At 64.3% G+C, this 16,040-nt stretch carries 15 protein-coding genes, 1 tRNA gene and 1 pseudogene; 11 read left to right on the forward strand and 6 right to left on the reverse strand.

Going from position 1 to position 16,040, the window contains the following annotated elements:
- Window positions 1-120: 120 nt before the first annotated feature.
- Together J0L98_RS11380 and J0L98_RS11385 are read right to left on the reverse strand one after the other, a co-directional pair.
- A complete protein-coding gene (locus J0L98_RS11380) occupies window positions 121-483 on the reverse strand; it encodes a cysteine rich repeat-containing protein (RefSeq protein ID WP_296411910.1) in 363 nt (120 codons plus the stop codon).
- A gap of 5 nt (window positions 484-488) precedes the next feature.
- Window positions 489-851, reverse strand: coding sequence for a hypothetical protein (locus tag J0L98_RS11385; RefSeq protein WP_296411911.1), 363 nt, complete (start codon window positions 849-851; stop codon window positions 489-491).
- 197 nt (window positions 852-1,048) lie between these two features.
- On the opposite strand from J0L98_RS11385, the gene J0L98_RS11390 reads away from it, so the two are divergent.
- Window positions 1,049-1,759, forward strand: coding sequence for a response regulator transcription factor (locus tag J0L98_RS11390; RefSeq protein ID WP_296411912.1), 711 nt, complete (start codon window positions 1,049-1,051; stop codon window positions 1,757-1,759).
- 18 nt (window positions 1,760-1,777) lie between these two features.
- On the forward strand, window positions 1,778-3,100 hold the full coding sequence (locus tag J0L98_RS11395) for an ATP-binding protein (protein ID WP_296411913.1): 1,323 nt from the start codon (window positions 1,778-1,780) through the stop codon (window positions 3,098-3,100).
- A 117-nt stretch (window positions 3,101-3,217) separates the two neighbouring features.
- Here the strand turns inward: J0L98_RS11395 and J0L98_RS21605 are convergent.
- Window positions 3,218-3,322: pseudogene (locus tag J0L98_RS21605) on the reverse strand (GNAT family N-acetyltransferase); the annotation flags it as partial.
- Between the two features lie 103 nt (window positions 3,323-3,425).
- On the reverse strand, window positions 3,426-4,376 hold the full coding sequence (locus J0L98_RS11400) for a restriction endonuclease (protein WP_296411914.1): 951 nt from the start codon (window positions 4,374-4,376) through the stop codon (window positions 3,426-3,428).
- A gap of 237 nt (window positions 4,377-4,613) precedes the next feature.
- Between J0L98_RS11400 and J0L98_RS11405 the strand changes: the two genes are divergently transcribed.
- The 5 genes from J0L98_RS11405 to J0L98_RS11425 all read left to right on the forward strand — a co-directional run bounded on the left by J0L98_RS11405 (window position 4,614) and on the right by J0L98_RS11425 (window position 12,560).
- A complete protein-coding gene (locus tag J0L98_RS11405; protein WP_296411915.1) occupies window positions 4,614-7,394 on the forward strand; it encodes a type I restriction-modification enzyme R subunit C-terminal domain-containing protein in 2,781 nt (926 codons plus the stop codon).
- A 122-nt stretch (window positions 7,395-7,516) separates the two neighbouring features.
- Window positions 7,517-8,938, forward strand: coding sequence for a hypothetical protein (locus tag J0L98_RS11410; protein ID WP_296411916.1), 1,422 nt, complete (start codon window positions 7,517-7,519; stop codon window positions 8,936-8,938).
- Window positions 8,939-9,217: 279 nt separating this feature from the next.
- A complete protein-coding gene (locus J0L98_RS11415; protein ID WP_296411917.1) occupies window positions 9,218-9,454 on the forward strand; it encodes a type I restriction-modification system subunit M N-terminal domain-containing protein in 237 nt (78 codons plus the stop codon).
- On the forward strand, window positions 9,447-10,904 hold the full coding sequence (locus J0L98_RS11420; protein ID WP_296411918.1) for an ATP-binding protein: 1,458 nt from the start codon (window positions 9,447-9,449) through the stop codon (window positions 10,902-10,904). The genes J0L98_RS11415 and J0L98_RS11420 overlap by 8 nt, the downstream gene beginning before the upstream one ends.
- Window positions 10,905-11,036: 132 nt before the next feature.
- A complete protein-coding gene (locus tag J0L98_RS11425; RefSeq protein ID WP_296411919.1) occupies window positions 11,037-12,560 on the forward strand; it encodes a class I SAM-dependent DNA methyltransferase in 1,524 nt (507 codons plus the stop codon).
- 142 nt (window positions 12,561-12,702) lie between these two features.
- Here J0L98_RS11425 and J0L98_RS11430 read toward each other — a convergent pair.
- Window positions 12,703-12,776: transfer RNA gene (locus J0L98_RS11430), tRNA-Gly, on the reverse strand.
- Window positions 12,777-12,843: 67 nt separating this feature from the next.
- On the opposite strand from J0L98_RS11430, the gene thiS reads away from it, so the two are divergent.
- The 4 genes from thiS (at window position 12,844) to J0L98_RS11450 (ending at window position 14,985) form a co-directional block, all read left to right on the forward strand.
- A complete protein-coding gene (gene thiS, locus J0L98_RS11435) occupies window positions 12,844-13,074 on the forward strand; it encodes a sulfur carrier protein ThiS (protein ID WP_296411920.1) in 231 nt (76 codons plus the stop codon).
- 72 nt (window positions 13,075-13,146) lie between these two features.
- A complete protein-coding gene (locus J0L98_RS11440) occupies window positions 13,147-13,932 on the forward strand; it encodes a thiazole synthase (protein ID WP_296411921.1) in 786 nt (261 codons plus the stop codon).
- A gap of 121 nt (window positions 13,933-14,053) precedes the next feature.
- Complete coding sequence (gene trmB, locus J0L98_RS11445) at window positions 14,054-14,755, forward strand: tRNA (guanosine(46)-N7)-methyltransferase TrmB (protein ID WP_296411922.1); 702 nt, start codon at window positions 14,054-14,056, stop codon at window positions 14,753-14,755.
- A gap of 2 nt (window positions 14,756-14,757) precedes the next feature.
- Entirely contained in the window at window positions 14,758-14,985 is a 228-nt protein-coding gene (locus tag J0L98_RS11450) for a hypothetical protein (RefSeq protein ID WP_296406875.1), read from the forward strand.
- Between the two features lie 179 nt (window positions 14,986-15,164).
- Here J0L98_RS11450 and J0L98_RS11455 read toward each other — a convergent pair whose 3' ends face one another.
- Window positions 15,165-16,037, reverse strand: coding sequence for a lipid A biosynthesis acyltransferase (locus J0L98_RS11455; RefSeq protein ID WP_296411923.1), 873 nt, complete (start codon window positions 16,035-16,037; stop codon window positions 15,165-15,167).
- Window positions 16,038-16,040: the final 3 nt, after the last annotated feature.

A 16,040-nucleotide genomic window follows, 5' to 3' on the forward strand; every position in this document is an offset into this window, starting at 1 on the left:
CGACGCTCTTCCGATCTGGCCCAGGCCCAGTGCCAGCAGCCAGGGTCGCCAGTGTTGCGGTATCGCCTCCTGCAGTGGGGGCATGGTGCGTGATCCGTGGCTGAACGCGCGCGGGGCCGGTCAGGGCACCGCCAGTTGCGAGCGGCACGATGCGGAGAGTGCCTCGCGCTGCTGCTGCAGGCATTCACGCATGGCCTTGCGATCCGGCCCCTTGCCGTCGCCGCCGCAGAGCTGGCGGGCCTGGTCGGCGCAGGCCTGGGCCGTCTCAAGGCTGGCCTTGCAGTCGGCGGAGATCTGGTCCTGGTGTTGGCGCAGGCAGGCCAGCACGCGCCCTTCCCCGGGCGTGGTGCCTTTGCAGAACTTCGTGAAGTCGGCCCGACAGGCCCGGTTGGCCGCCTGGGCGTGGGCGGTGGGCGCCAGGCCGGCGCCGAGCAAGGCCAGCACCAGGGCCGCCGTTGTGGTGGTGAGATGGAATGGGCGCATGGTGATCACGGCTGGCGGGTGGTGGAGCGGGTCATGGTCTGGCCGTTGGGCAGGGTGACGACCGCGTCCGTCGCCTCCGGCGTGCGCGCCACGGTGCGGGTGGCGCTCTGGCCGTTGGGGCCGGTGACCGAGCTATCCACGTGGCCGTCGCCCCGCACCGTCTGACGGCTCATGCTCCGCCCCCCGGGGCCGGTGGTGCTGGAAGACACATCGCCGTGGGCGCGGCTGACGTTGCGGGTCATGGTCTGACCCTGGGGGCCGCTGAAGCTGGTGCTGCGGTCGCGGGCGCTGGCCGTCGTGGACAAGGTGGATAGGGACAGCAGGACAGCACAGCAGACAAGGCTGGATCGGATGGCAGTGGTTTTCATGGCATGACTCCTGGAAAATGGATGAAACAGTCGGTGGCCCGAAGGCCTGCGGGTGTGTCCTGCAGCCGGTGACGGCAGGTCTGGCACGACTGCATTACAGGCCATGGGCCGGCGTCCGTGCCTGTCGTTGTGCGACGAAATATGTCAGTGTTGAAACATCAAAGGCCGCCACGCCCGGCCGGCGTAAACTGCATGCCATGCCTGTTGCTCTTCCCCAAGACCCCCTCACCGTCCTGATGGTGGACGACGACGCCGAGCTCGCGGCCATGGTGGCCGAGCTGCTGCACGCGCACGGGATGCGTGTGCATTGCGCCGGCACCGCGGCCCAGGGGCTGGCCGATCTGACCCGGCTCGAACCCGACGTGCTGCTGCTGGACCTGATGCTGCCCGACGCCAACGGCATCGACCTGTGCCGGCGTCTGCGGGAGAGCGGCCACGAGCTGCCGGTGCTCATGCTGACGGCGCGGGGCGATCCCTTCGACCGCGTGCTGGGTCTTGAGCTGGGCGCCGACGACTACCTGGGCAAGCCCTTCGAGCCACGGGAGCTGGTGGCGCGGGTGCGCGCGCTGGCAAGGCGTCAGCAGGCGGTCATGCGCCGGACCCAGCTCCGCTTTGACGGACTGACGCTGGACCTGCTGGCGCGGCGCGTGAAGTGCCAGGGAGAACCGCTGTCTCTGACCTCCACCGAATTCAAACTGCTGCTGGCCCTGGCCAGCCAGCCCGGCGTGTGTGTGTCCCGCCAGGCCTTGTCCGCGGCGGTGCAGCCGGGCAACTATGTGCCCATGGACCGCGCAGTGGATGTGCAGGTGGCGCGCCTGCGCAAGAAGCTCTCCGCCGCACCCGGCGGGCGCGACTGGATCGAGACCGTGCGTGGAGAAGGCTATGTGTTCACCGGCAGCCGGCTTTGATCGCCGTGTGAGTGCGCCATGAGGGCGCCCTGGTTCGACACCCTCTTTGCGCGGATCTTCCTGCTTCAGGTGGGGGTGGCCGCGTTGCTGGTGGCGATGCTCGTGCTGGTGCTCTTCAATGATCAGGCCAGCGTGTTTGCCAAGGCAGCGCTCCCGACCTGGTCGGCGGCCCTGAAGCCCTTGCAGGCGCAGCTGCTGCGCGGCGAAGCACCCGTCCTGCCCCAGGGAGTGGACGTGCTGGTGCCCGTCGATCTGGAGCCGGGGCCACCGCCGTTGCGGGCACGTTTCATCGAACCGACGGCCTTGGCACCGCGCTACACGGCCTTGCGCGAGGGGCTGCGCGAACAGGGTATCCAGGTGGGGCGAATGGCAGTCAGCGGCGAGCATGGCGAATCCATCACCTGGCTGGAACTCGGATCGGCGGACCAGACGGCCGTTTGGGTGGGAATCCACGGCGCACTGGAAAATCCCGGCCTGCGCGCCCGCGGTGCCATCGGGCTGGGCTTGGCGGTGGTGGTCTTTCTGCTCGCGGCGGCATGGCTAAGCCGCATCGTGGCCCGCCCCCTTCAGGAATTGCAGCGCAGCGTCAGGCTCTTTGCCGAGACCGGCGAGCCGCCGCCGCCGCTCAAACCGCGCGGGCCGCAGGAGCTGCGCCAGCTGGCGCAGCAATTCGACGCCTTTGCCGCCCAGCGCGTGCAGCAGGACGATGCCCGCGCCATGATGCTCGCCGGCATCTCCCACGATCTGCGCTCACCGCTGGGACGCATCCGGCTGGCCGCCGAACTGCTGCCCGAGGCCCCCGGCGTTGCCGCGCGGCGCGAGAGCATCGTGCGCAACGCGCAACTGGCCGACGAGTTGGTGGGCTCCTTCATCGCCCTGGTGCGTACCGCCACCGAGCCGCTGGACGAAAGGGTGGAGCTGCACGCCCTGGTGCGCGAGCTGCTGGGCAATGGCGACCACGCCGACGTGCACGCCCGGCTACCCGCCGAAGGCGAAGCCCTGTGGGTCGAGCCAGCCTCGCGCATCGTGTTGCAGCGCTGCCTGCTCAACCTGCTGGACAACGCCCGCCGCTACGGGCGCCCACCGCTGGAAGTGGACCTGCAGGCGCAGGGGGGCGAGGCCGTGCTGAGCGTGCGCGACCACGGCCCGGGCATGCCCCCGGCGCAGCGCGAAACCTTGCTCCAACCCTTTTATCGGGGCACGAAAGACCGCGGCCAGCCCGGCACCGGCCTGGGCCTGCCGGTGGTCGAACGCGCCGTGCGCCGCCACGGCGGGCAGATGGCGCTGCACGATGCCGAGCCGGGGCTGCGGGTCACGCTGCGTCTGCCCTTGGCGGGGTGACGAGCGGCGGCATCGCAAGGGGAGGTGCCGGGTGGGTGTCATTGGCAGGGGGGCGCCCCGGGGCCGTGTGACACGCCATGCGCTGGCCGTGCCATCCTTGGCATCGACCATCAGGGCGTAGGCCGCAATTCCTGACCGGATGGCCCGCTCAAGCGCATCGGCGAGTAGCGCACCACCCAGGCCCTGCCCGGTGAAGGCTTCATCGACCGCCAGTCGCCCCATGCGAACGGCTGGCGCGGTCGGGTAGCCATCCAGTCATGCTCGAAGCGTTCGTTGATGTCTTCGAGGCGCACACAATCCGCAGCCCCCCGAAGACAGCCCCGTCTCAGACACTGTCCCCCTCGAAGTAGTCCGAATCGACCCGCTTGATTTCGAATCGACTAAGCGGAGAAACCCCGACGTTGTGATCGACCATCAAGGCGGCCAACTGCTCGCCTCCCACAAGAATGATCTTCAAGGGAATGATTCCCGCATACTCATGGGCCTCTCGCGAGAATCCTGACGTAGTGATGAACACCCCCTTGTTCGCACGCTGTCCTTGAAGAGCTCCAGCGAACTTCTGTATTTCCGGACGCCCGACGGTACCCTCCCATCGCTTGGCCTGCACGTAGATCACGTCGAGGCCCAGCTTGTCCTCCTTGATGATCCCGTCGATGCCGCCATCGCCGCTTCTGCCTATCGCCCTGCCCGCGTCCTGGCGTGAGCCGCCGTAGCCCATCGCGACCAGCAGATCGATGACCAGGCGCTCGAAGAAGGCGGGCGTGGCGGCCTTCACCTGCTCCAGCACCTCGGCTTCGAGATTGCTGCGCAGTCGCTGATAGGCCTGCGAGAAGAGCTCCTCCGGTGTGGCTTCCGGCGTCGCTGGTGTCGCGGTCTGGGGCGGGGAGGTCATCGGGAAGTCAGCTTGCAGCACGCCGTTGCCCTCACTTCTGCGTGACCTGAACGCCCTGAATTCGTGATACTTCTCTGCCAGCAGGGCACTGTCGATCTGGTCCGGGCGTGTTCCGAGAAGCTCGGTACCCCGCGGCGTGATCCGGAAGTAGCCCCGCCGAGTGGCATCGATCAACCCCGCCTGCTTCAGGTAGGTCTTTGCCCATCCGACCCTGTTGTCGAACATCGGTGCCGTACCACTGGGCAGCATCGTGGCCCGCTCGTCATCGGACAATTCGAACCTGGCGGCCAGTTGCTCGACTGCGTTGCGGAAGCGATGCTCATTGCCGTCTGCAGCCAGGGCCAAGAGCGGCAGCATCAGGGATTGATAGTCGGGAATGGACATGGTGAGCGCGGAAGTGTGCTTATGGATTCAACATCTGCTGCATGTCGCGGATGGTATCCGACGCGATGTCTGTTGCTGCGCGAAATTTCAGTGTTCGTTAGCTGCTGCAGGTGCTGACTTGAGCGAACGGCTGCCTATTGCCGAGAATCTTCTGTAATGGAAGTGCCGGTGTCAGCCTATCGCCACTAAAATATTCCCTGAACATCAACAAACAAGCGACGAGCGCAGAAGAAAACGATGACTCCGGAATCTCTGGCCAGGATCGAGATCGACAGTCGGCTGGAGAAGGCCGGCTGGGTCGTGCAGGATTTGAAAAAGCTCGACCTGTCGGCGGGTCTGGGCGTCGCGGTGCGCGAGTACCCCACCGATAGCGGGCCGGCGGATTACGTGTTGTTTGTTGCCCGACATGCCGTGGGCGTGATCGAAGCCAAGAGAGACAGCGCCGGTGAAAACCTGACCGCCACCGAGGCCCAGACCGAGCGCTATGCCTCCGCCCGGCTCAAGTGGCGCAAGGATGACAGCCCGCTGCGCTTCCTGTTCGAGGCCACCGGCCAGATCATCCGCTTCACTGACGGCGCCGACCCGGCGCCGAGGTCCCGCGAGATCTTCCACTTCTTCAAACCCGAAACCCTGGCTGAGTGGCTGGCGCAGCCGGACACCCTGCGCGGCAGGCTTGCCGGTCAGATGCCTGCGTTGCCCGAGGAAAACCTGCGGGACTGCCAGATCGGCGCCGTCACCGGGCTGGAACACTCGCTGGCACTCAACAAACCCCGCGCCCTGGTGCATATGGCCACCGGCGCGGGCAAGACCTTTACCGCCATCACCTCGGTCTATCGCCTGCTGAGGTTTGGCGGGGCGAAGCGCATCCTGTTTCTGGTGGATACCCGCAACCTCGGCAAGCAGGCCCACCAGGAGTTCATGGCCTACACGCCGCCCGACGATGGCCGCAATTTCACCGAGCTCTATAACGTGCAGCGGCTCGCCTCGCCCAGCATCGACCCGCATTCGAAGGTGTGCATCAGCACCATCCAGCGCATGTACTCCATCCTCAGCGGCGAGCCGATCGACGAATCGGCCGAGGATGTCTCGCTCAACGAAGTGCAGCAAACCGCAAAACAGGAAAAGCTCGTCCGCTACAACCCGGCGGTGCCCGTCGAGACTTTCGATTTCATCATCATCGACGAATGCCACCGCAGCATCTACAACCTGTGGAAGCAGGTGCTCGACTACTTCGATGCCAGCCTGATCGGCCTCACCGCCACCCCCGACAAGCGCACCTTCGGCTTCTTCAACGAGAACATCGTCGCCGAATACACCTATGAGCAATCCGTCGCCGACGGCGTCAACGTCGGCTACGACGTCTACACCATCGAAACCGAGATCACCCGGAAAGGTGCCCGGCTGAAAGCCCGGGAGTGGGTAGACCACCGTGATCGTCAGACCCGCAAGCGGCGTTGGGCCCAGACCGAGGACGACACCGCCTACGCCGGTAAGGCCCTCGACAAGTCTGTGGTCAACCCGAGCCAGATCCGCAAGGTGATCCAGGCCATGAAAACCGCCGTCGAGACGGAGATCTTCCCAACCCGCAAAGAGACGCCCAAGACGCTCATCTTTGCCAAGACCGACAGCCACGCCGACGACATCATCAACATCGTGCGCGAGGTCTATGGCCAGGGGAACGCCTTCTGCAAGAAGGTCACCTACCGCGCCGAGGAGGACGCCGACAGCGTGCTGAGCAGCTTCCGCAACGACTACAACCCGCGCATCGCCGTGACCGTGGACATGATCGCCACCGGCACCGACGTCAAACCCCTCGAAGTGCTGCTGTTCATGCGCGATGTGCGCAGCAAAGGCTACTACGAACAGATGAAGGGCCGCGGCGTGCGCAGCCTCGATGGCGACGGCCTCCGGCGCGTGAGCAACAGCGCGGACGGTGCCAAGACCCGCTTCGTGCTGATCGACGCCGTGGGTGTGGAGAAATCCCTCAAGACCGAAAGCCGGCAGTTGGAAAAGAAGCCCGGCGTGCCCCTCAAGGACCTGCTGCAAGGCGTGGCCATGGGCAGCCGCGACGACGACACCGTGCTCTCCCTCGCCAACCGTTTGGTGCGCCTCGCCAAGCAGCTCGACGACAAGGCCCGCTCCCGCATCGAGAAAGCCAGCGGCGGCATCCCGGTGGGCGAGCTGGGCAAAAGCCTGATTGCCGCGCTCGATCCGGACGCCATCGTCGAGGCCGCACTGGCCACCGCCAGAGCCGCCGGTATCACCCGTTCCGAAGACACCCTGCTCCCCGCGGAGATCGCCGCTGCCCGCGCCCAACGCGTGGCCGCCGCCTGCGCGCCCTTTGACAAACCCGAGCTGCGCGACGAGGTCGAGAACGCCCGCCGCGAGCGCGAGCAGATCATCGACCACATCAACGTCGATGAGCTCATCTTCTCGGGCTATGCCGAGCAGGCCGAGGAAGAGGCCAAGGCCGTGATCCAGCGCTTTGCCGACTATATTCAGCAGCACAAGGACGAGATCGCCGCGCTGGACTTCTTCTACCAGCAGCCCTATCAGCGCCGGGCGCTGAGCTTCGAGATGATCGAAGAACTCCACGCCCACCTCGCCAAGCCGCCGCTGATGCTCACCACCGAGCGCCTGTGGAGCGCCTACGCCCGCGTGCATGCCAGCCAGGTGAAGGGCATGAACAGCAGGCGCCAGCTCACCGACCTGGTCTCGCTGCTGCGCTTTGCGCTGGGGCTGGACGGCGAACTCAGGCCCTTCGCCGACGAGGTGGATAAACGCTTCCAGGCCTGGATCTTCCGTCACAATGCGCGCCGCGCCACTGCCTTCACCCCCGAGCAGACCGAATGGCTGCGGATGATGAAGGACCACATCGCCAGCGCCTGCGCCATCCACCGGGATGACTTCGACTACGCCGAGCTGGCGGACAAGGGCGGGCTGCAGAAGGCCTGGGGGCTGTTTGGCAAGGAACTGGACAGGTTGATGGATGAGATGAATGGGGAGTTGGTGGCGTGAGGGAGTTTGTGAAGTTGCCCGGGACGTGGGTGCTTGCTCCACTGTCGGATATTGCAGAGATCAATCCACGCGCGTTCTGCCTGGTTCCAAGTGCTGTCGGTAAACCTGTGCACTTTGTGCCAATGAGCGCCGTGACCGAGGAGTTTGGTGGAATTGACGTTTCAGCAAGGCGGCCGCTTGGCGATGTGCAGAAGGGTTACACGTCGTTTTTGGCCAATGACGTGCTGCTTGCGAAAATCACCCCCTGCATGGAAAACGGCAAACTGGCTGTGGTGCCGCCATTGCCGGACCAACTTGCTTTTGGGTCCACCGAGTTTCACGTCTTGCGGGCGATGAGTCAGGTCCGGCCAAGCTGGCTGGCGCATTTCTTGTCTCAATCAGCCTTCCGAAAACACGCACGGCAGAACATGACAGGGAGCGCGGGTCAGTTGCGTGTCTCAACCAAGTGGTTAGCTGACGCACAGATCCCCGTTGCGCCCGCAGCCGAGCAAACCCGCATCGTTGGCAAACTCGAAGAACTGCTCTCCGATCTCGATGCCGGCGTGGCCGAGCTCAAGGCGGCCCAAAAGAAGCTCACCCAATACCGCCAATCCCTCCTGAAAGCCGCCGTCGAAGGCGCGCTCACCGCCGACTGGCGCCGACACAACCGCCCCACCGAGACCGGCGCGCAACTGCTCGAACGCATCCTCACCGAACGCCGCGCCCGCTGGGAGGCCGGGCAACTTGCCAAATTCAAGGAGCAGGGCAAGACGCCGCCGAAGGACTGGCAGAAGAAATACCCCGAGCCAGTGCAGCCCGATACCGCTGACTTGCCGAAACTGCCGGAAGGGTGGGTGTGGGCGAGTGTGGATCAGCTTTCACCCGGTGACCTTGCTAATGGGCGCTCCGTTCCGACCGCAGATAACGGGGCAAAGGTCTTGAGACTAACGGCTGTTCGTGATGGGCAGATAGACCTGAAGGAGTTTAAATGTGGGGCGTGGACGGACAAGGATGCTCGTCCTTTCGCGTTAAGCAAGGGGGATCTGCTAGTAGTTCGAGGAAATGGGTCTTTGTCTCTTTTAGGGCGTATGGGCTTGGTTCCGGCGGTTACTGAGCCTATTGCATACCCCGATACGTTAATCAGGCTGCGAGTATTGGAAAGCATCGTGACTCCAGGCTGGATTTCGACGCTTTGGGATAGTGCCCTAGTGCGTCTTCACCTTGAAAGACGTGCGCGAACGTCTGCCGGCATCTACAAGATCTCGCAACCTGACATCGTCTCTGTAGCGATTCCCGTCCCTCCAATCAGTGAGCAAATGACGGCCTTGAGAGTCTTAGATCTTGTGAGACAAGAAGCTCTTTCGAGCGCGATTGCGATAGACCACGCACTCCACCAGTCCACAGCCCAACGCCAGAACATCCTCCGCGCCGCCTTCTCCGGCCAGCTGGTTCCCCAAGACCCCGACGACGAACCGGCCGCCGTGCTGCTCGAACGCATCCGCGCCGAGCGTGCCACACAGCGCGGCACGCTAACCCGCCGGGGGCGGAAGAAGAAAGCCGCATGATCACGCTATCGCAAGCGGACGCGCATTGGGCTCGGCAGCTTCTGGACTGGGTCTTGCCCCGGGCCGAGTCAGACACGCTGGAAACCAAGCGCGTGTCCGGCAAGATGGTGGGCAAGGCGCTGGGTGGATCAAGGCCTGCTCATCTTTGTTTTCTTTCGGTGCTTCGAGCGCGCGCTCCGCGCTCTGCGTTTACTATCTTCCGCCGAGGATAACAACTCGCACAGCAAGCCTAAGCAATTGAATGAAATAAGTTTTCAGGGTCAGTTGTTATCCCCGCTCATGAATACCTTCTCCCTCATCCAGAAAGTCTGGAACTTCTGCCACACCCTGCGCGACGACGGCGTGGGCTACGGTGACGGTCTGGAGCAGCTCACCTACCTGCTGTTCCTCAAGCTCGCCCCTGAATACGTGCAGGAGCCCTACAAGCGCGTCACCCGCATCCGCAGCGAGCAGTCCGCCCGGGCCATCATGAAGAAGCCCCGCACATGCAGAGCGAAGGAAGCCTCCCATGCGTGACGAACAGTATTGGGTCAGCCTGGCTCACGAACTGCGTGCCCTGCCCCGCGAAACGGGCTGGCTGGAGTTCAAGCACAACAATGCGGAGCCGCGGGAGATCGGCGAGTACATCTCGGCGCTGGCCAACACCGCGGCACTGGAAGGCAAGGCCCATGCCTATCTGCTCTGGGGCGTGGATGACACGACACATCGGGCGATAGGCACGACTTTCGACCCCGCTCACAAACGCGTCGGCAACGAAGAACTGGAGAGCTGGCTGCTGCGCCAGCTAGCCCCAAAGATTGGCTTTCACTTCGTCCAGCTGGCCCTGGATGGCTTGCCGCTGGTACTGCTGGAGATTGATTGCGCGTATCGCCACCCCGTGCAGTTCGGTGGGGCCGAATTCATCCGCATCGGTTCCTACAAGAAGCGCCTGAAAGACTTTCAGGAAAAGGAGCGTGAGCTTTGGCGCGTGCTCGATGCCACCCCCTTCGAGCGCTTGCCAGCCGTGGAAAAGCTGAGTGCGGAAGAAGTACTGAAACGGCTGGATTACCCGAGCTACTTTGACCTGATCGACCGCTCCTTACCCGATGGCCGGGCTGCCATTCTGGACGCCCTTGCCGCCGACCGGCTGATCGAGCCTGCTGGCGGTGGCTACTGGAATGTGATGAATCTCGGCGCAATCCTGCTAGCCAAGCAGTTGTCAGATTTCGGGCGACTGCAGCGCAAAGCCGTGCGTGTGATTGTTTACAAGGGTAAAGGCCGTGTAGAGACCTTGCGGGAGCAGACGGGCAACAAGGGCTATGCGGCAGGCTTCGAAGGGCTGATCGGCTTCATCAACGGACTTCTTCCGGTCAATGAAGTGATCGGGCAAGCGCTGCGCAAGGCGGTGCCGGTGTATCCGGAGCTGGCGATTCGGGAGCTGGTTGCCAATGCGCTGATCCACCAGGATTTCTCAATTACCGGCAGCGGTCCCATGGTGGAGATCTTTGATGACCGGATGGAGATCACCAACCCGGGCCTGCCCCTGGTGGACACCGCCCGGATGCTGGACAGTCCGCCGCGCTCCCGCAATGAGGCGCTGGCTTCGCTGATGCGGCGCATGGGCATCTGTGAAGAGCGTGGCAGCGGAGTGGACAAGGTGGTGTCCCAGGCCGAGTTCTACCAGCTACCTGCGCCGGCATTCGACGTAGTGGGCGACTCGACCCGCAGCACTTTGTTCGCCCCGCGCAGCCTGACGCAGATGGATCAGGCGGATCGCGTCCGTGCCGTGTATCTGCACGCCTGCCTGCGGTATGTGCAGCGGGAATTCATGACCAATAGCTCTCTGCGGGAACGCTTCGGGATCGATACGAGGAACAGCGCCACCGCCTCCCGCCTCATCAAGGAGGCTTTGGGTGCGGGAATGGTTCGTCTGCATGACCCGGACGCGGCACCCAAGCTCAGGCGTTACGTGCCGAACTGGGCGTGATTTACTTGATGGGTACTTGATGGAACACCCGATACCTGTCGCACAAGAAAATAAATCCATTAAAAAACAATGCGGTGCGGAGAGAACGCTACTTGATGGGTATTTGATGCCCGCCGCAACGGAACGCTGAAGATGAACACCTCCTCCCTCATCCAGAAGGTCTGGAACTTTTGCCACACCCTGCGCGACGACGGCGTGGGCTATGGCGACTATCTGGAGCAGCTCACCTACCTGCTGTTCCTCAAGCTGGCCCATGAATACGCGCAGGAGCCCTACAAGCGCGACACCCGCATCCCCGCGGGCTACGACTGGGCGAGCCTGCGCGGCAAGACCGGCGAGCCGCTGGAGGCCCACTATCTGGCGATCCTGCACAAGCTCGGTACGGAGTCCGGCATGCTGGGCGCCATCTTCTTCAAGGCGCAGAACAAGATCCAGGACCCGGCCAAGCTGGCGCGCCTGGTGCAGATGATCGATGCCGAGAGCTGGATCGGGCTGGATGCCGACACCAAGGGCGACCTCTACGAAGGCCTGCTGCAGAAGAACGCGGAAGACACCAAGAGCGGCGCCGGGCAGTACTTCACGCCCCGGGCGATCATCCAGGCGATGGTGGCCTGCGTCCGCCCCCAGCCGGAAAAGACCATCGCCGACCCGGCCTGTGGCACAGGTGGGTTCTTCCTGACGGCCAACGAATGGCTGTCGGGTTCCGGGCAATGGCTGAAGGACAACGCGGCGTGGCTGCACCGGGATCTGCTCCCGCTGAACCCGAGGCAGAAGCGCTTCCTGCGCGAGCAGACCTTCCACGGCAACGAGATCGTGCCCAACACGCGCCGCCTGTGCCTGATGAACCTGTTCCTGCACAATATCGGCGAGCTGGATGGCGAGCCCTCGGTAGCGCGCGCGGATGCGCTGATCGCCGAGCCGAAGATCAGGGTGGATTACGTGCTGGCCAACCCGCCCTTCGGCAAGAAGAGCAGCATGACCATCACCAACGAGGAGGGCGACGAAGACCGCGACGCGCTCACCTACGAGCGGCAGGACTTCTGGCAGACCACGTCCAACAAGCAGCTCAACTTCCTGCAGCACATCGTGAGCATGCTCAAAGTGGACGGCAAGGCGGCGGTGGTGCTGCCCGACAACGTGCTCTTCGAAGGCGGTGCCGGCGAGAAGATCCGCCGCAAACTGCTGGAGAACTGCGATGTGCACACCATCCTGCGGTTGCCCACCGGCATCTTCTACGCCCAGGGCGTGAAGGCCAACGTGGTGTTCTTCGACAACGCGCCGAAGGACGGGCGGGGGCATACGAAGGGCGTGTGGTTCTACGACCTGCGCACGAACAAGCATTTCACCCTCAAGACCCGTCAGCTGAGGCTGGACGATCTGAAGGACTTTGTCGTCTCCTACAACCCCGAGAACCGGCACGAGCGCCAGGAAACCGAGCGCTTCAAGTTCTTTGCTTACGATGAACTGATAGCCCGAGACAAGGCGAGCCTGGATATCTTCTGGCTGAAGGACGACAGCCTGGAAAATCTGGACGACCTGCCACCCCCGGACGTGTTACAGCAGGAGATCATCGAACACCTGGAGGCCGCGCTGGCCGCGTTCCGTGATGTTGCATCGGGCCTGCCGAGCTTTGCACGGGTTGAGGGCGGGAAATGAATGTTACGGCGTGCCGTTGATCGGTGGCACGGCCGCCATGTGACCTGATCGAGCCCTGCCCACCCCCCGACCAGACAACAAAAAGGCCAACCCTCTCAGGTTGGCCTTTTTGCTTGCAGATCAACGACCTGCCGGAATCCGGTGGAGCGGGCGATGGGAATCGAACCCACGGCTCTAGCTTGGGAAGCTAGGGTATTACCATTATACGACGCCCGCTCGAAGAGCCGGGATTGTACGCAGGCCGGAGGCGGAGGGCAACCGGTGGGCGTGGTAAACTCTTGCCATGTCTGCCCAAGCCGCTTCTTCCGCATCCCTTACCGTCACCGTCAATGGCGAGGCCCGTGCCCTTGCGGCACCTGTCTCGGTGGCGGGCCTGCTTGACCAGATGGGCCTCACCGGCAAGCGGCTGGCGGTGGAGCGCAACGGTGAGATCGTGCCCAGGGGCTTGCATGCCGCGACGCTGCTGGCGGAGGGTGACACCCTCGAGATCGTCGTTGCCGTGGGCGGCGGTTAGACTCCGCAACGGGGTTTTTGGGGCGGCGGGCAGCCCCTTCATTTTTCCTTTCCCTTTCAGACTGGCGCTTCGATGGACGATTTGCTGACGATTGCAGGCTTGGCCTATTCCTCCCGGCTGCTGGTGGGCACCGGCAAGTACAAGGATTTCACCGAGACCCGCGCGGCGGTGCGGGCCAGCGGGGCGCAGATCGTCACCGTGGCGATCCGCCGGACCAACATCGGGCAGGATCCAAACGCGCCCAGCCTGCTGGATGCGCTGCCCCCGTCCGAGTTCACCTACCTGCCCAACACGGCGGGCTGCTATTCGGCCGATGATGCGGTGCGCACCCTGCGCCTGGCGCGGGAGCTGCTGGATGACCACAAGCTGGTGAAGCTGGAGGTGCTGGGTGATCCCCATACCCTCTTCCCCAACATGCCCGAAACCCTCAAGGCGGCGCAGACGCTGGTGAAGGAGGGCTTCGAGGTGATGGTCTACTGCTCCGACGACCCCATCCAGGCCAAGATGCTGGAAGACATCGGTTGTGTGGCGGTGATGCCGCTGGCGAGCCTCATCGGTTCCGGCATGGGCGTGCTCAACCCCTGGAACGTGCAACTGGTGCGCGATGCGGTGAAGGTGCCGGTGCTGCTGGATGCGGGCGTGGGTACCGCGTCGGATGCGGCCATCGCCATGGAGCTGGGTTGCGACGGAGTGTTGATGAACACAGCCATTGCCCTGGCGAAGGATCCGGTGCTGATGGCCCGCGCCATGAAGAAGGGGGTCGAGGCCGGCCGCGAGGCTTTCCTGGCCGGGCGCATGCCCCGCAAGTTCTACACTGCCAGCCCGAGCTCGCCGACCACGGGCATGATCGGCAGCTGAACACCGGGTAATTGGGGCAACTGCAGGGGCGACTTCAGTCGCCCGCCTTCCGCCTTCCCCCTTTCCATCATCAACCTCCGCGGGCGACTGAAGTCGCCCCTACATATTTCGGATTTGCGGCATGAGCGAAGAAGAACAGGTTCCGGGCTCGCGCCTGACCTCCCAGTCCATCCGCAGCTTCGTGCTGCGCCAGGGGCGCATGTCGGATGCGCAGCACCGCTTTCTCGACGAGATGATGCCCAAGGTCGGCATCGATTTCCGCCCCGAGCCCATCGATCTGGCCCAGGTCTTCGGGCGCAAGGCGCCGCAGATCGTGGAGATCGGTTTTGGCATGGGGCAGGCCACGGCCCAGATCGCCCAGGCGCGGCCGGGTGACGACTTCGTCGGCATCGAGGTGCATGCACCCGGCGTCGGCGGCCTGTGCAAGCTGATCGAGGAGGGCGGCATCACCAACCTGCGCATCGTCCAGCACGACGCCGTGGAGGTGCTGCGCGACATGATCCCCGAAGGTTCGCTGGCCGGCGTGCACATCTACTTTCCCGATCCCTGGCCCAAGAAGCGCCACCACAAGCGCCGTCTGGTGCAGGGGCCCTTCGTCAAGCTGATCGCCTCGCGCCTGGCGCCGGGTGGCTACCTGCACTGCGCCACCGACTGGGAGGAATACGCCCAGCAGATGCTGGAGGTGCTGTCCGCCGAGCCGATGCTGGCCAACACGGCCGAGGGCTTTGCGCCAAAGCCTGATTATCGCCCCCTCACCAAGTTCGAAAACCGTGGCATCAAGCTCGGCCACGGGGTGTGGGACGTGGTTTTCCGGAAGGTGTGAGCATGGCCCTCAAGCGCTTGCCGGCCGGTGCGTGGCTGCTGGGGGTTCCCGGCCTGCTCTGTCTGATCGCCGGTGGCCTGCTGCTGGCAGGCCTGGGGGCCGATCTGCACCCCTTGTTGCAGGAGTCGGGGGCCGGGCTGGTGCTGCTGGTGTCGGGTGTGGCGCTGGTGGGCAGCGCGGCCTTTCCGCTGGTGCTGGCCGAGCTGGCGGCGAAGGACGAGCAGGGCTGAGGGTTGTTCCCTTCAGCATCGGCGTGCCTGTGCTCATCGTCTGCGGGCGAATGAATTCGCCCCTACAGGCAAATCCCCGCAGCCCAGGCAAGCGTCGCCCGGGGGCGAATTCATCGACCTGCCCGGGTTGAACCACCAGCCGGCCGTTGCGCAAAGCCGGTAACTGCGGCTTGCGCGCCTCAATACACCTTCGCCTCGCCCTCCGGCCGGGTCTTGAAGCGGCGGTGCACCCAGTAATACTGGGCCGGCATGGTGCGCACCAGGTCTTCGATGGCGGCGTTCATGCGATGCACGTCCGCCTCCACGTCGCCACTCGGAAAGTCCGTCCACGGTTCGCTCAGCGTAAGGACATAGCCCTGGCCGCCGGGGAGCATGCGGGTCACGCAGGTCACCACCACCGCGCCACCCAGACGGGTGAGGCGGGGCAGGGCGGAGAGGGTGGCCGCCTGCACGCCGAAGAAGGGCGAGAAGATGGAGTCCTCCATGCCGTTGTCCATGTCCGGCAGGTAGTAGAAGGGCCGCATTTCCTTCATGGCCTTGATGGAGGCGCGCACGCTTTCGTCCCTGCGCAGCAGCACCTGGCTGCCGAAACGGCTGCGTCCATGGAACAGCCAGTGGTCGATCACCGGGTCGCGCTGGCGGGCGTAGATGCTCACGCAGTCGAAGCTGGCGGCCAGCCGGGTGCCGCCCAGATCCAGGCCGAGGAAGTGGGGCGTCAGCATGATCACCGGCTGGCGCTGCGCGATCAGGCGGGCCAGGATCTCCTCGCCCTCCACGCGTACGATCCGGCGGATGCGCGCCTCCGGCGCAAACCAGGCCAGTCCGCGCTCGATCAGGCTGCGGCCGGCCAAGGCGAAGTGTTCCCTGGCCAGGGTGCGGCGTTGGGCTTCGGACAGATCGGGAAAGCACAGGCGCAGGTTGGTGTGCACCACCCGGCGGCGGGGCGCGATGATCCAGTACAGCAGTAGGCCGATGCCGCGGCCGATGGGGGCCTGGATGGACAAGGGCAGCCAGTGCAGCAGCCACAGCAGGGCAACGATGAGTCGACTCATTAA

Source organism: Zoogloea sp., assembly GCF_017302315.1.
GTDB lineage: Bacteria > Pseudomonadota > Gammaproteobacteria > Burkholderiales > Rhodocyclaceae > Zoogloea.